The sequence below is a fragment of the Cupriavidus gilardii genome, assembly GCF_017598945.1.
Lineage (GTDB): Bacteria > Pseudomonadota > Gammaproteobacteria > Burkholderiales > Burkholderiaceae > Cupriavidus > Cupriavidus gilardii_E.
Genome location: NZ_JAGFTW010000045.1, coordinates 219,915 through 233,504 on the forward strand (window position 1 = coordinate 219,915; position 13,590 = coordinate 233,504).

Annotated in this window: 12 protein-coding genes; 4 read left to right on the top strand and 8 right to left on the bottom strand. The window is 68.6% G+C overall.

Going from position 1 to position 13,590, the window contains the following annotated elements; genetic code table 11:
- Window positions 1-221: 221 nt before the first annotated feature.
- Window positions 222-1,223, top strand: coding sequence for a GDP-L-fucose synthase family protein (locus J5T34_RS17025; RefSeq protein ID WP_208581002.1), 1,002 nt, complete (start codon window positions 222-224; stop codon window positions 1,221-1,223).
- A 28-nt stretch (window positions 1,224-1,251) separates the two neighbouring features.
- On the top strand, window positions 1,252-2,514 hold the full coding sequence (locus J5T34_RS17030) for a glycosyltransferase WbuB (protein ID WP_208581004.1): 1,263 nt from the start codon (window positions 1,252-1,254) through the stop codon (window positions 2,512-2,514).
- A gap of 76 nt (window positions 2,515-2,590) precedes the next feature.
- Here J5T34_RS17030 and J5T34_RS17035 read toward each other — a convergent pair whose 3' ends face one another.
- Complete coding sequence (locus tag J5T34_RS17035; RefSeq protein ID WP_208581006.1) at window positions 2,591-3,283, bottom strand: hypothetical protein; 693 nt, start codon at window positions 3,281-3,283, stop codon at window positions 2,591-2,593.
- Between the two features lie 211 nt (window positions 3,284-3,494).
- A complete protein-coding gene (locus J5T34_RS17040; RefSeq protein ID WP_208581008.1) occupies window positions 3,495-4,367 on the bottom strand; it encodes an MBL fold metallo-hydrolase in 873 nt (290 codons plus the stop codon).
- Window positions 4,368-4,538: 171 nt separating this feature from the next.
- Here J5T34_RS17040 and J5T34_RS17045 point away from each other — a divergent pair, with 171 nt between their 5' ends.
- Window positions 4,539-5,096 carry a putative colanic acid biosynthesis acetyltransferase gene (locus J5T34_RS17045; RefSeq protein ID WP_208581010.1) on the top strand — a complete coding sequence of 186 codons (558 nt, stop codon included), beginning with the start codon at window positions 4,539-4,541 and terminating at the stop codon, window positions 5,094-5,096.
- Between the two features lie 32 nt (window positions 5,097-5,128).
- On the opposite strand, the gene J5T34_RS24125 is transcribed toward J5T34_RS17045, so the two are convergent.
- From J5T34_RS24125 to J5T34_RS17075, 6 genes are all read right to left on the bottom strand, one after another.
- Window positions 5,129-6,295 carry a glycosyltransferase family 4 protein gene (locus J5T34_RS24125; RefSeq protein ID WP_208581012.1) on the bottom strand — a complete coding sequence of 389 codons (1,167 nt, stop codon included), beginning with the start codon at window positions 6,293-6,295 and terminating at the stop codon, window positions 5,129-5,131.
- The gene (locus J5T34_RS17055) at window positions 6,288-7,208 is read right to left on the bottom strand and encodes an NAD-dependent epimerase/dehydratase family protein (protein WP_208581014.1); all 921 of its coding nucleotides are present in this window, start codon (window positions 7,206-7,208) and stop codon (window positions 6,288-6,290) included. Before J5T34_RS17055 ends, J5T34_RS24125 begins: the two co-directional genes overlap by 8 nt.
- A 160-nt stretch (window positions 7,209-7,368) precedes the next feature.
- Window positions 7,369-8,514: a glycosyltransferase family 4 protein gene (locus tag J5T34_RS17060; protein WP_244259003.1), complete on the bottom strand. Its 1,146-nt coding sequence runs from the start codon at window positions 8,512-8,514 to the stop codon at window positions 7,369-7,371.
- A 72-nt stretch (window positions 8,515-8,586) separates the two neighbouring features.
- Entirely contained in the window at window positions 8,587-9,564 is a 978-nt protein-coding gene (locus J5T34_RS17065) for a glycosyltransferase family 2 protein (protein ID WP_208581016.1), read from the bottom strand.
- A complete protein-coding gene (locus tag J5T34_RS17070) occupies window positions 9,561-10,322 on the bottom strand; it encodes a ChbG/HpnK family deacetylase (RefSeq protein WP_208581018.1) in 762 nt (253 codons plus the stop codon). Before J5T34_RS17070 ends, J5T34_RS17065 begins: the two co-directional genes overlap by 4 nt.
- Window positions 10,323-10,343: 21 nt before the next feature.
- Window positions 10,344-11,549 (bottom strand): glycosyltransferase, encoded by a 1,206-nt coding sequence (locus tag J5T34_RS17075; RefSeq protein WP_208581020.1) that lies wholly within the window; start codon window positions 11,547-11,549, stop codon window positions 10,344-10,346.
- Between the two features lie 868 nt (window positions 11,550-12,417).
- Between J5T34_RS17075 and J5T34_RS17080 the strand changes: the two genes are divergently transcribed.
- The gene (locus tag J5T34_RS17080; protein ID WP_208581022.1) at window positions 12,418-13,353 is read left to right on the top strand and encodes a response regulator transcription factor; all 936 of its coding nucleotides are present in this window, start codon (window positions 12,418-12,420) and stop codon (window positions 13,351-13,353) included.
- The last annotated feature ends 237 nt before the right edge of the window (window positions 13,354-13,590 follow it).

Below are 13,590 nucleotides of genomic sequence, written 5' to 3' on the forward strand. Positions count from 1 at the left end.
ATGGCCGCACGATGCCGGGGGGTAAGCATGATTTCCGTTCGATGGCGCACACCGCGGCACGCCACGTTCCGTCAATGTGCGCCAGCCCACAGTCGGCTGCGCAAGCGCGCGCTAGAGTCCGTCCAGTGCACGCCCTTCCGGGTGCAGTCCGGTGTGCCCGATCATCGCCCGATCGCCGCGCCGGTGTCCCACTTCGCCGATCCACAGTCAGTGTCACAGCCATGAATCAGCCTCCAACCCGCATCTTCGTTGCCGGCCATCGCGGCATGGTCGGCGGCGCCATCGTGCGCGCGCTCGGCGCGCGTCCGGACATCACTGTCATCACCCGCACGCATGCCGAACTGGACCTGTGCGACCAGGCCAAGGTACGCGCCTTCTTCGCCGAGCAGCGCATCGACGAGGTCTATCTCGCCGCGGCGCGCGTCGGCGGCATCCACGCGAACAACACCTATCCGGCCGAATTCATTCAGCAGAACCTGCTGATCGCGGCCAACGTCGTCCACGAGTCGTGGCGCTCCGGCGTCAAGCGCCTGCTGTTCCTCGGCTCGAGCTGCATCTATCCGGCCTTCGCCACGCAGCCGATTGACGAAGCCGCGTTGCTGACCGGCGCGCTGGAGCCGACCAATGCGCCCTACGCCATCGCCAAGATCGCCGGCATCAAGCTGTGCGAGAGCTACAACCGGCAATACGGCACCGACTTCCGCTGCGCGATGCCGACCAATCTTTACGGTCCCGGCGACAACTACCACCCCGAGAACAGCCACGTGATTCCGGGTCTGCTGCGGCGCTTTCACGAGGCCAGGCAGAGCGGCGCCAGCGAGGTGGTGGTGTGGGGCACCGGCACGCCGCTGCGCGAGTTCCTCTACGCCGACGACCTCGGTCAGGCCTGCGTGCATCTGATGGCGCTGCCCCAGCAGGAGTACCGCGACCACGCCGGCGCGCCGGGGTTCTTCAATGTCGGCAGCCCGGACGAGGTCAGCATCCGCGTGCTGGCGGAACTGATCGCCGACACGGTGGGCTTCCGCGGCGCCATCCGCTTCGACACCAGCAAACCCGACGGCACGCCGCGCAAGCGGCTGAACTCGCACCGCATCGAGGCGACCGGCTGGAAGCCGACCGTATCGCTGGTCGACGGCCTGCGGCTGGCCTATCAGGACGCGCTGCAAAGCGGCCGCCTGGACAGCCCCGGGCGACGCCAGCCGCGGCTGGTCGCGCTGCGCTGAGCCCGCGGCTCCGGAACGGCGCGCGCCGATGAAGATCCTCCTGTACTGCCTCAATTACTCCCCCGAGCTGACCGGCATCGGCAAGTACACCGGCGAACAGGCGCGCTGGTTCGCGGCGCGGGGCCACCAGGTGCGCGTCGTCACGGCGCCGCCCTACTACCCCGCCTGGCGCGTTGGCGCCGGCTATCGGGCGTGGCAATACCGGCGCGAGCAACACGACGGCGTGCAGGTATGGCGCGCGCCCATCTGGGTGCCGCGCCAGCCGTCGGGACTCAAGCGTGTGCTGCATCTGGCCAGCTTCGCGCTGAGCAGCCTGCCCTGCCTGCTGGCGCAATGGCGCTGGCGTCCGGATGTGGTGATGGTGGTCGAGCCCCCGCTGCTGTGCAGCCCCGCCGCGCTGCTGCTCGGCCGCTGGACCGGCGCGAAGACCTGGCTGCATGTTCAGGATTACGAGGTCGATGCCGCGTTCGCGCTGGGCCTGCTGAAGCAACCGCTGTTGCGCAGGCTCGCGTATGCGCTCGAGCGCCACGCGATGGCGGGCTTCGACTGCGTCTCGACGATCTCCGAAGCGATGCTGCGGCTCGCGCGTGACAAGGGCGCGCCGGCGGAACGCACGCAGCTGATCCCGAACTGGGTCGACCTGCGCGCGATCCAGCCCGGCCGCGGCAGTCTCTATCGCCGTCGGCTCGGCATTCCGGCCGACGCGACGGTGGCCTTGTACTCCGGCAACATGGGCAACAAGCAGGGACTGGAAGTGTTGGCCGAGGCGGCGCGGCAATTGCGCGATCGGCCCGACATCTGGTTCGTGCTGTGCGGCGACGGCGCAGGTCGGCCCGCGCTGGAGCAGGCCTGTGCCGGGCTGGGGCAGGTCCGCTTTCTGCCGCTGCAGCCCGCCTCGCGCTTTCCGGCGCTGCTGGCGGCCGCCGATCTGCATCTGCTCCCGCAGCGGGCCGACGCCGCGGATCTGGTGCTGCCGTCGAAGCTGGCCGGCATGCTGGCCAGCGGCCGCCCTGTCATCGCGACCGCGCATCCCGGCACCGAGCTGGCCCGGCTGGCGGCGCGCTGTGGCCGTGTAGTGGCGCCCGGCGACGGCCTCGCGCTGGCCGCAGCGATCGACGGGCTGGCCGCCGACCCTGCCACGCGCGATGCGCTCGGCCAGGCGGGCCGGGCGTGGGCCGAGCGGCATCTGGACCGCGACGCGGTGCTGGGCCGATGGGAGGCCGCGATGCAGGCGCTGTGCGGCGAAGCCACGGCGGTCAGCGTGCCGGCCGCGAGCGTCGGCACCGATTAGCGGATCGGCCCGGCGCCTCGGAGAACGTCGGGGAACGTCGGCGAACGTTGGAAGCCTTGGCGCCCGGTCCGAAGCCTTACCGGTCGCTGCCGCTGGTCACGCCGCCGCCCCCTGTGCCGCGGTCCGACGTGCCGCTGCCCTTGGTCGCACCGGACGGCGTACTGGCCTTGCCGCCGCCGGCGCTGGCGCGGCTGCTCCCCTGAGTGGAATCGGATACGCCGCCGGCTCGGCGCGAGTCCGTTGCCGGCTTGCCGCTGGTCGCGTCGCCGCCGCGGTTGGCCGCGGTGCCGCCCCCGGTATTGCCGGCACCGGCGCCGGGCGCCGCCTTCGCGCTGCCGGGCGGCTGCCGCCCGCCCGACGGCGAGCCGGTGGTCGGACTGCCGCCATGCTCGACATCGCCGGCACGGGATTGACGGGAGTCGCCGGCCCCCGCCTGGGCGCCACCCTGCGCGCCACCGCCGCCTTGTGCAGCGCCTTGGGCGCTCGACTGCGCGCCCTGCCCCGGCCCCACCGCACCGCGCGCGCCGCCGCTGACCGGACCGCTTGCACCACCCGCACCGCCCGATGTCCCTGCCCCGGTTCCCGCACCGGCACCGGTCCCCGACGCGGTCGCGCCCGTCCCGGTCGTGCCCTGCGCGCTGGCGTTATCGCTCATGCCGGTCGAGCCGGCCTTGCCGCTGCCGCCGCTCGAACGGCCCTGTGCCATCGCGAGCTGGCTGGCCAGCGCGAGGCACGACGCGGCCACCACCAGCAGATCTCGTGGTTTCATGCTGTCCCTCCTGACTGTCGATGTAGTGAAGTGGCAATGTGGTGATGTCGTGATGCGGTGATGCGGTGATGCGGTGATGCGGTGATCTACGCCCTCTTCACGCAAGCCGCATGCCGGCGTTGGCCGACCATCGGCGACATGCGGTCCCTGCGCCGCTCGGCACCGCTTGCAGAAATTGCTCCACGGGCTTGCATATTTGGGGCCGAGCGAATCAGGGCGCGGAGGCAAACGCGCGGGCCGGCACGCGGGCCGAGCGCCGCGACAGCCGTTCGAACTCGACCACGTCATGGCCGCAGCAGACCGTCACATTGCCGTCGCGCCGTTCCTTCAGCGCGCGCAGATGCCGCTGCGTGGCGAGCCGCGCCTCGCGGTCCTTTTCCATCATCCATTGATAGAAGCGCAGCCCCGGCGTGCACCACGGCCGCACCGAGTCCAGCTCGCCGTGATGGAAGTAGGCGTCGCCTGCCTGCAGCAGCCACTCGCCCTCGGCCTGCACCGCGATACCCGCATGACCGAATGTGTGACCCGGCAACGCGATCATCGCGACCTCCGGCGGCAGGCCGTCGAGCGTACGTGCACGGTCGAAGCCGTACCAGCGCTCGCCCCCGTCGGGCGCATAGGTGCGCCAGCGCTCCTGCGTCGACCACTGCTGCGGGCGAAAGCGCTGGCGGTCCAGCCAGGTGCGCTGCAGCCGCGCATAGTCCCGTTCGGCCGCCATCAGATGGACGGTGGCCCAGGGGAAGTCGTCGAGTCCGCCGGCGTGGTCGAAGTCCAGGTGCGTCAGCACGATATGCCGCACGTCGCGCGGGTCGAAGCCGAGCGCCTCCACCTGGCGATAAGCGGTCATCTCGTCGCGGAAATCGGGCCGCAACAGGGTCAGGAAGAAGCCGCTCAGCCGTGAGCGCGGGTCCTGCACATCGCGCCGGCCCATGCCGGTATCGACCAGCATCAGGCACTCCGGCAACTCGACGAGCAGACAGTGGCAGGCCAGCTCGCCGCGCTCGAGGATCGAGCGCGAACGCCCGTCCATCAGGCGCCCGCCGAGCGGACAGGTCGAGATGCAATTCAGATGGTGGATCCGCATGAAAGCCCTCCAGCAGGATCCACCCCTCGTGCAAGTCCCATTCCATGCCGTCCGCCCGCCCGCCGAAGCGAGCCTGTCTGTGTCCGGCCGCACCGACCGGCTCCGTGTGCCGGCGCACCATCGTTCCGGGTATTTCACGCGCTTGCCGCCACGCGCCTACCAGGACAGCCGATGCTGATTACGCAAGACGATCCGACCATGGGCCCCTCGTTCTCGCTGGGGAACCGCGTGCAGCGACAGATCTGGAACTGGGTCTGGCTGTTCCTGTTCCGTCCCAGCCCGCGGCCCGCGCACGCCTGGCGCGCCGCGCTGCTGCGGCTGTTCGGCGCCGAACTGGGGCGCAATGTCCATGTCTACCCCGGCGTCCGGATCTGGGCGCCGTGGAATCTGCGCATCGGCAACAATGCCGGCGTCGCCGACGGGGTCACGCTGTACAACATCGAGCGGATCGACATCGGCGAGTACTGCGTGGTGTCGCAAGGCTCGCATCTGTGCACCGGCTCGCACGACTACAACAGCCCCAACTTCCAGTTGATCGCCTTCCCGATCACGCTGGCGCCGCGCGTGTGGATCTGCGCGGAGAGCTTCCTGTCACCGGGCGTGACGGTGGCCGAAGGCGCGGTGGTCGCACCGCGCTCGGTGGTCACCAAATCGCTGGCCACGGCCTGGACCGTCTACGGGGGCACGCCGGCGCGCGCAATCGGCAAGCGCAAGCCCCTTGCACGCTGACCGATTCCGGTGGCCGCAACGGCAGGCCGCAGTCAGTGCTCCAGCTCCATCACGATCTGCTGGTAGGTTTGCGCGAAGCGGCGGCGGCGATGCGCCAGGTCGTCGCGCGCAATGCGCGCCTGCTCGGCTTCGTCGGCGGGCGACGGAGCGCGGTTCAGGGCCTGTTCCATGGCATCGGCCAGCGCCGGCGCATCGTCGGGCGCGAAATACACCCCGCGCGGCGGCGCCTGTTCGCGATGCACCTCGATATCGGACAGCAGGATCGGCTTGTTCAGCGACCTGGCCTCCTCCACCGTGGTGCTCCACCCTTCGAAGCGCGACGGATTGATCAGCGCGATCGCGCCGCGCATCAGACCGGCGAGGTCGTCATGCGGCACCACGCCGAGGATGCGGAAGTTCCGCTGCAGGCCCGCGCTCTCGACACTGCGCAGCAGCTGCTGGCCATAGCCCGGCTGCCGATGATCCGCGGTCTGCCCCGTCGACAGCACCAGCGCCTCGATGCCGCGCCGTTTCAGCAGGCGCAGCGCCTCGATCACGATGCCGTGGTTCTTGTGCTGCCACAGCTGGTTCGGCAAATGGAAGTAGGGGCCACGAAAGCCGTAGCGGTGCTCGAGTTCGGCCACGGGCGGCACCGGCGCGAGCGGATTCATGTTGGCGACGAACTGCAGCACGCGGGCGCGATGGGCCTGCGCCGGATAGCAGCGCTGCAGATCGCGGCACGCGGCGTGGCTGCTGACGAGAATCCGCGCGGACCCGTGGCACAGCGTCTCGAACAGACGCTCGCGCAGCGCGATTTCGCTGGCGGAAAACAGCTCGGGCAAATGCAGATGCTGAAAGTCCGGGATCCAGCCGAGCGTCGGCACGCCCGCGCTCGGTCCGAGCGGGTTGTGGTGCGACAACACCGCGATACCCTTGCCGGACAGATAGCGCGCCAGCATCAGGTCCGTGCCGCTCGCCGCCTGGCACGCCTTGCGCAGGCACCACCATGGATGGCGGCGATCGAGCAGACCGGTGCGATGCACCGGCAGCGGCGGCATGCCTTCGAGCAGTTCCGGCGGCGTGCGCTGGCCGGTCAGGATCACCGGATCGATGGTGCGCTCGGGCAACGTGTGCAACGCCCACAGCAGATTGCGAAAGTAGCTGATGCCGCCAAGCCAGCCACGATCCTGGAAGGCGAAGACGAAGCCGACCCTAATCACGGCACACCGCCTCGAACCACCGCGCATAACGCCGCACGCCGGTTTCCAGCCGGATTTGCGGCGCCCAGCCCGTGCCCAGGGTATGGCCGATATCGGCGCACTGGTCGCACGGATCGCCGTTGCGCGGCGCCTGCGAAAAGCGTGGATGGCGACACGGCGCCAGTTCGCGATACAGCAGCGTCAGCACCTGCCTGACCGTGGTGGTCGTGCCGCTCGCGCCGTTATAGACAGGACACGCGGGCGACGCCTGCGCGGCCACCGCGGACACCAGGCGCGCCGCATCGTCGGCATGCAGCCAGTCGCGGCATTCGTCGCCGGTCCCGAAATAGAGATCGTCGCGCTGGCAGATCTTGCGGCATGCGTCCCACAGCAATTGCTTGCGCTGCCCCTCGCCATAGAGCGAAAAGAAACGCACCACCGCAACGCATACGCCGAAGTGCGCGCCATACGAGGCGCACAGCTGCTCGGCCATCAGCTTGTGCGTGCCGTAGGGCGACGCCGGCTGCAGTCGCGCCGTGCCGCCCTCCTTCGCGGGGCAATGCGCCGCATTGCCATAGACGGCAGCGCTGGACGGATAAACCACCGTCGTATGCGGCGAATGGCGCCGCACGTATTCGAGCACGGCGGCCGTGCTGACGACGGTGCGGGCATGGTCGCCGAAGGGGTCGCTCAACGACGCCGACACCGAGCCGCTGCCCGCGCAGTGCACCAGCAGGTCGGGCACGATTTCGAGCCGCTCCAGCGTGCCGAGATCGACATCGCCACGGTGCCAGACCGCCCGGCCCTCGCAGGCGCTGCCCGGGCAGCCATGACCGAGGCCGACCACGCGCCAGCCCGTGGCGAGATAGTGCTCGACGACGAAGCCGCCGAAGAACCCTCTCGCCCCGGTCACCAGCACGGTCTTTTCAGTCATCTTGCGATCGCCCGCAACGCGTTATCCAGCCAAAAGGTCTCTTTGTGTGGACAAGGTAGCGTTCCACCCCGCGAGGAACTGTTACCTGGACCACATAAGGCCATGGATTCTTACGGTTTATCGTGTTGCCGATGCGGGAGGGCAGCCGGCAGGCGCCGCGCTAGGCGCAATGGCTGCGCAGCAGCTGCTTGACTTGCTCGCCGGCGCTGCGCCAGTTCAGCCGTTCCGCGTATTCGCGGTATGCGCCGCGCGCCAGCGCGCCATAGTGCGGCGCGGACTGGAACACCCGCTCGATGTAGTCGCACCACTCGCCGGGATCGGCTTCGAGCTCGAACGTCATGCCGTTGCGCCGATCGCGCACCGCGGTCGGAATGCCGCCGACGCGCGTGGCCAGCGATGGCAGCCCGAAGGAGCTGGCCTCGGCCAGAACCACGCCGTAGCACTCGGCGGTCGAGGGCAGCAGCAGGAAATGCGCCTCGCTCATCAGGCGTTCGAAGCGGCGCCGGCCTTCTTCGGTCGTCTTCGGCACGAAGCCGTGCAGCTTGACGAAACTCGGCGGCTCGTACGGCGGGCGGCAGCCGACCACATGCAGCTCGGTCGGAAGACCGCGGCGGTTCAGGCATTGCGCCACCGCCAGCGCGGTCTCGCCGCCCTTGCGCATCCAGTCCACGCCGACCATCAGCAGCCGGCAGACGCGGTAGTCCTTGCCGAGCACGATGCGCTCGATGTCCTGCGAGGTGCGCCGGCAATCGAGATTGGCGCCGAATGGCACCACCTTGACCTTGGCCGGGTCGACGTCGTAGTGGCGCAGCGCCGTCGCGGCGGCCCATTCGGAGCTATAGATCGCCAGCCGGCAGCGCGACAGCGCCTGCTGCTCGAGCCGATGGCCGTCGCGCAGCGTTTCCGCGCAGAAGTTGCTGAAGCCGGGATAAAAGCCGACCATGCCGTCGAAGGTCGCGTCGGTCCAGATCGCGATCGGCCGGTCGGTGTCGAGGCAGGACACCGCCAGCGTGCCGGGGCTGAGCACCGCGTCGCAATGCGCGTCTTCCAGGCGGCGCTGCACGCGCTGGGCGTAGCGGCGCGCGACCGTCGGCGAGCGGTCGCGCTGGTAGTCGCGCCGCAGCAGCCGCCGATAGGCCAGCGCCTTGGCGCGCTGCAGGCAGGCCAGCACCGGCCCCTCGTCCACCTTGTCGATCACCTCGGTCTCGATCGCGCTGCTGCGCAGCGCGCGCGGGATATAGCTGGCCGATCCCGACCAGGCATGAGGGTCGGAAGCATCGTAGGTCGTCACGTACGCCACTCGCATGGTTCTCTCCAACGGTGGCGGCGCTGGCCGGCCGCAAGGGCCGGCTAAAAGGGTCGACTGCAAGGGTCGGGACTACAGGGGCAGCTGCATCGCTCTTCGTCGCTGCTCCTGTACCTTCAGCACCACCATGTATTCGTAGATCGATACCAGTACGCAGTAATGAAAGCCGGCCTTCCCGTCGATGAAGCCGAACTTGAGCAGGTACAGATACAGAAAGCGCGCCACCGGCCGCATCGGCAGGCGGAACGACAGCTCTTTCAGCGCCCGCCGGCGCGCCGGCGGATCGGACGACAACAGCGAGGAAAAGCGGAACTTGTCCTCGTCCAGGCTGCGGATCGTCTCCAGCGCCTCACCCATCGAATATTTGTTGTGCTTGTCGAACCAGGCGTCGAAGCCCTTGTTGAAGCTGTAGTGCAGGAAATGATGGCGCAGGAAGCCGACCGACCCGTCGACGACCGGCGCCGGATTGACCAGCCGCTCCCAGCGGACCTTGTCCGGCTGGAAGAAGCGCAGTACCCAGATCGGATAGCCGCCGGCGAAGCGGATCCATTTGCCGAGAAAGTAGTTCTTGTAGCGGACGCGGTAGGCGACATGCTGCGTGCCGCCTTCGCCTTCGCCTTCGCCTTCGCCTTCGCCGGCGCCGGCTGTCCTGTCCGCGATGTCGCGCAGCTCCGCGGCCAGCTCCGGGCTGACCACTTCATCCGCGTCGGAGTAGTAGACCCATTTGTGCTTGAAGTCGATGTTCTCGTTGGCCCAGTTCTGATGGGCCGACCAGTTGTCGAACTTGCGCTGGTAGACGCGCGCGCCGTGGCGCCGCGCGATCTCCAGCGTCTGATCGGTGCTGAACGAGTCCAGCACGACGACATCGTCGGACCACGACACCGACTCCAGGCAACGCGCGAGGTTCTTCTCCTCGTTCAGCGTCAGGATCAGCACCGACACCTTCGCGGTCCCGGTCGGCACGGCCTGCGCCCCCTCGGCGGCGCCCTGCGGCGTGTCCGGGCGCGCCACCGATTGCGGCGGCAGGGTACGGGCCAGCGGAGCGGTCATTGGCCGTACCTCCGCAGCGCGATGCCGGCGCGCTGCAGCGCCGTGCGCAACTCGGCGGCGCTGACCAGCGGTTCGGTTTCGCAGCGCCGCCACGGCTCGGCATAGCCGGGATGGACCGAGATCTCGGTGATGCCCTCGCGCAGCAGCGCCGGCAGACGTGCGGCCCAGTCGGTGTCTTCGTGATTGATCGCCCCGTAGTAGTGGGTATGGCGCAGGCCGTTGAAGTAGCGCTGGCAATAGTTGTTCATCACCGCCTGGCGCGGATTGGCGGTGAAGTAGAAGTTCTGCGGCCGCCGTACCCATTCGAGTCTGGCGCGTTCGAGTTCCTTGCGCAGCGCGCTGATCACGATCGGAAACTTGTGCAGATGGCCATGGCTGTCGACATGGGTCACCTCGACGCCGTTGTCGCGCAGCTCTTCCAGCTGGACGCGGAACTCGCGCGCGATATCGTCCTCGGAGAGCATCCAGGCCAGCGCGCGCACGCGCTGCCGATGGCTGGCGCGAAAGCGCCCATCGGGCGTGCACAGCGACGAGGGCCGGCCCGCATGCGGCAGATGGCCGTCGACGATATTGAAATGCAGGCCGAAGGAGAAGCGGCCGCGGTTGCGGCGCGCATAGTCGTACGCCTGCTGCGACGCCGGCCTGCCGGTCATGATGGTGGCGCTGGTCAGCAGCCCCGCCTCGAAGCAGGCGATGGTGGCGTCGCAGGTATCGGCATCCCAGCCGAAATCGTCGGCATTGAGGATCAGTTCTCGCATCTGGGGTCTCCCGGTCAACCGCTAAGGGGCCGCATGCGAAAGCGCCGTCCCCGGATCGCGGTCGGCCGGCGGCGCGCCATCGGCGCGGCCCTGAATGATGTCCAGCAGGCGTTGTCCGACCTGCCTGCTTTGGAAGCGCTTCGCGAACGAGGCGGGCGCGGCGGCGCGCATGCGCGCGCGCGCAGCCGCATCGGCGCTCAGCCATTCGCGCAGCGCCTGTTCGGTGCCGTCGACCGTGTCGCTACGCACGATGCCGGCGCCGTCGGCCTCGATCTCGCGCCAGATATTGACCTTGTCGGAGATCAGCACCGGCACGCCGCAACCGAGCGCCTCGACCACGGCCACGCCGAAGTTCTCCTGGTGCGACGGCAGGCAGAACACTTCGGCGGCATGGAAGGCGCCCCACTTCTGCGGGCCGGACAGCATGCCGGTCCACACCACGCGCGGGGCGACGCCGACGCGCTCGGCCAGCATCTCGAGCTCCTCGCGCAGCGCCGGCGTGCCGGGTCCCGCAATGACCAGCTGCAGCGCCGGGTCGACGTTCGCCACGCGGGCAAAGGCTTCGATCAGCAGATCGCAGCCCTTCTTCTCGTGGATGCGTCCGAAGAACAGCACGATGCGCTTGCCCTCGGTCTGCGGAAAGGCGGCGTGGAAGGCGGCGCGCAGCGTGCCGTCGTCGGCGGGCGGCTGCGCGGTGCCATAGGAGGCGATGCGTTCGGTGCAGCGGTACCAGGGAAACGACAGGCGCGCGCGCCGGCGCTCTTCGTCGCAGGTGAACAGCACCCCGGTGGCATGGCGCAGCGCGCGGCGCTCGAACAGCAGCCAGTACACCAGCTTCTTCAGGTGCTTGAGCGGATAGCGGGCCTTGAACCACGGGTCCAGCATGCCGTGGGTGAACACGTAATAGGGAACCCTGCCGCGCAAGACCAGCAGCGCGGCCAGGCTGTGGAACTGCCACAGGCCCTCGATGATGACCGCGTCGTAGCGCGCCGCGTTTTCCCGCAGCCAGGGCAGCAGGCGCGCGTTATAGGTGTAGATGCCGCGGGACGGCCCCAGCGCGATCACGTTGAGCTCGCTCTCGCGCACCCATGGCGCATCCGGATCGTCGCCGCACACCACATCGACGTGCACGCCGCGTTCGACCAGCGGCACGCGCAACTGGCGCAGGCCTTCGATCGGGCCGCCGCCGGCCGGATTGATTGTCGCAATGATGTGAAGAAGCTTCATGGCCCTGACCGTATCGGCATGCAGCAAGATGGGATGGCGCACCGCGACGGAACATCCGCGCGCCAAGACGCGCCGTGCTGGTGGGCGGCGCTCCGTGCCACAAAGCGTAGGCAGCGCGATGGGCAAGCTCTGTTCGTTGGCGCACCCAGCAGGCGCGGCGCAGCCAGGCCCGCGCCGCGCCGGGCCCCGTCCCGATGGGCGGCGCCAATGCGTCGAAGCGGGTTGGAACCAGGGTGGAGGCAGGGTGGAAGCGGAGGGAGGAAGCGGGACGATGTGCCCTGCCTTGCGGCCATCATCCTGATGGGGGAGAACCCGCTCATCCTTTTGGCGGGCCTGCCGTCCGCAGCGCCCCGGCAGTGTGCGCGGCGCGATCCACGACGGTGACGTCGGCCGCTGTTTCAGCGCTGTATCGACGGCCGTCCCGGGCTTGCACGACTGCGATGGGAACGGCATTGGCGGCGATCGGAGTTTCAACGCTGAAACATTATCGGCCGAGCGTTGTTTCATTATTGAAACTCGAATTGGCCCATTTACTCTCACCCATTTGGGGAGGCTGGAAACGCTTATGGATCAAGGGTTACCGGATTATGAAAAGCGGTGGTAATCCCATCCTTCCGGCTCCCACGGAGGTGACTTGATTTCGACTGACTCAACCCATAAGATGCCCTAAACGGATTAAAGATAAATGTTTTGGGGTGGGGAACAGGGTCGGCTATCGGGCCGGCGCACCACTGTGGCCTGGTGATGCCGAGACCGACAGACGGGGGGAAGGCCTGAGCCGCTTCGCCGGGAAGTCGCCTGCGACGAGGCAATTGCATTCACCAGTGTGTTACCTGTTTTCCTCCCACAGATACGGGGGAAAAAGAACATGAATGCACTGTTGATTGAAAGCCATCCCTTGCTCCGCCTGGGCCTGCACCAGATGCTGGAGCGCATCGAGGGAATCGATCAGGTCATCGCGATCGATCCCGCCGATGTCTCTCTCCTCGACGGCACCGACGGCGATACCGACCTGATGGTGTTCGGCATGCCGCAGGATGTCGACGCCGGTTGGCAGCTGCTGACCCAGGTCCGTCGCGTGCTCAACGCTCAGCGGGTATTGCTGCTGTCCGATATGGTGCCGCTGCAGGTGCCCGCCGCCGCCATGGCGCAGGGCGTTTGCGGCTGCCTGCCGAAATCCGCCTCGCTCGCCGTGCTGGAAGCCGCCATCCGGCTGGCGATGGTCGGCGGCTATTTCGTGCGCGGCAACGGCGCGGCCAGCACGCTGTCGTCGTCGCTGCCGGGCGCCGGCTATGGCGGACCGGTGGTCGCGCCGGCCTCGCTCGGTGCACGCCCGGCGATGGCGGGCAGCGCCACCGTGTCGCCGCATCCGGCGATGCCGGCATCCTCGCGCAGCGGCATCGTGCCGCCGCACGCGGCCGCGGCCGCCCCGCGTCCCGCACCGGTCGACACCAGCAGCGCGGAATCGACCTACTACGACGAAGCCGAAATGCTGCAGATCACGCCGCGGCAGTACGAGGTGCTGGTGCTGCTGGCGCGCGGCCATCCGATCAAGACGGTCAGCCGCATGCTCAATATCTCGGTGGCCACGGTCAAGAGCCACGCCTGCACGCTGTACCAGCGCCTGAAGGTGCGCAACAAGGGCGAGGCGGTCTACACCGCGCTGCAACGCGGCGCGAAGCTCGAATGGGTTCACGGCGACGGCGCGGCGCCGGTGGCGTCGGTCACGCGCATGCCGCGTCCGGCGAACGAACGCGCAGAGATTACGGAGCTGCCGTTGCAGGCGGGAGGCGGTATGCGCTGACGCTGCAGGGGTTGCCAACGAAGGCGGGCCGGAGATTCCGGCCCGTTTTCATTTGGGTACTGCGCGCGCCTGCGCGAGGTTGAACGCTGGCTGCCCTCTCCCCTGCCCCTCTCCCGCAAGCGGGAGAGGGAGCGCCGGCAGCGAGGGAACGCCATCAGCGATGGTTTGCTCCCCGCTCCCGCGTGCGGGAGGGGGGTTGGGGGAGAGGGCAAGCAACGCCCGCCAGCCCCTCCGCCC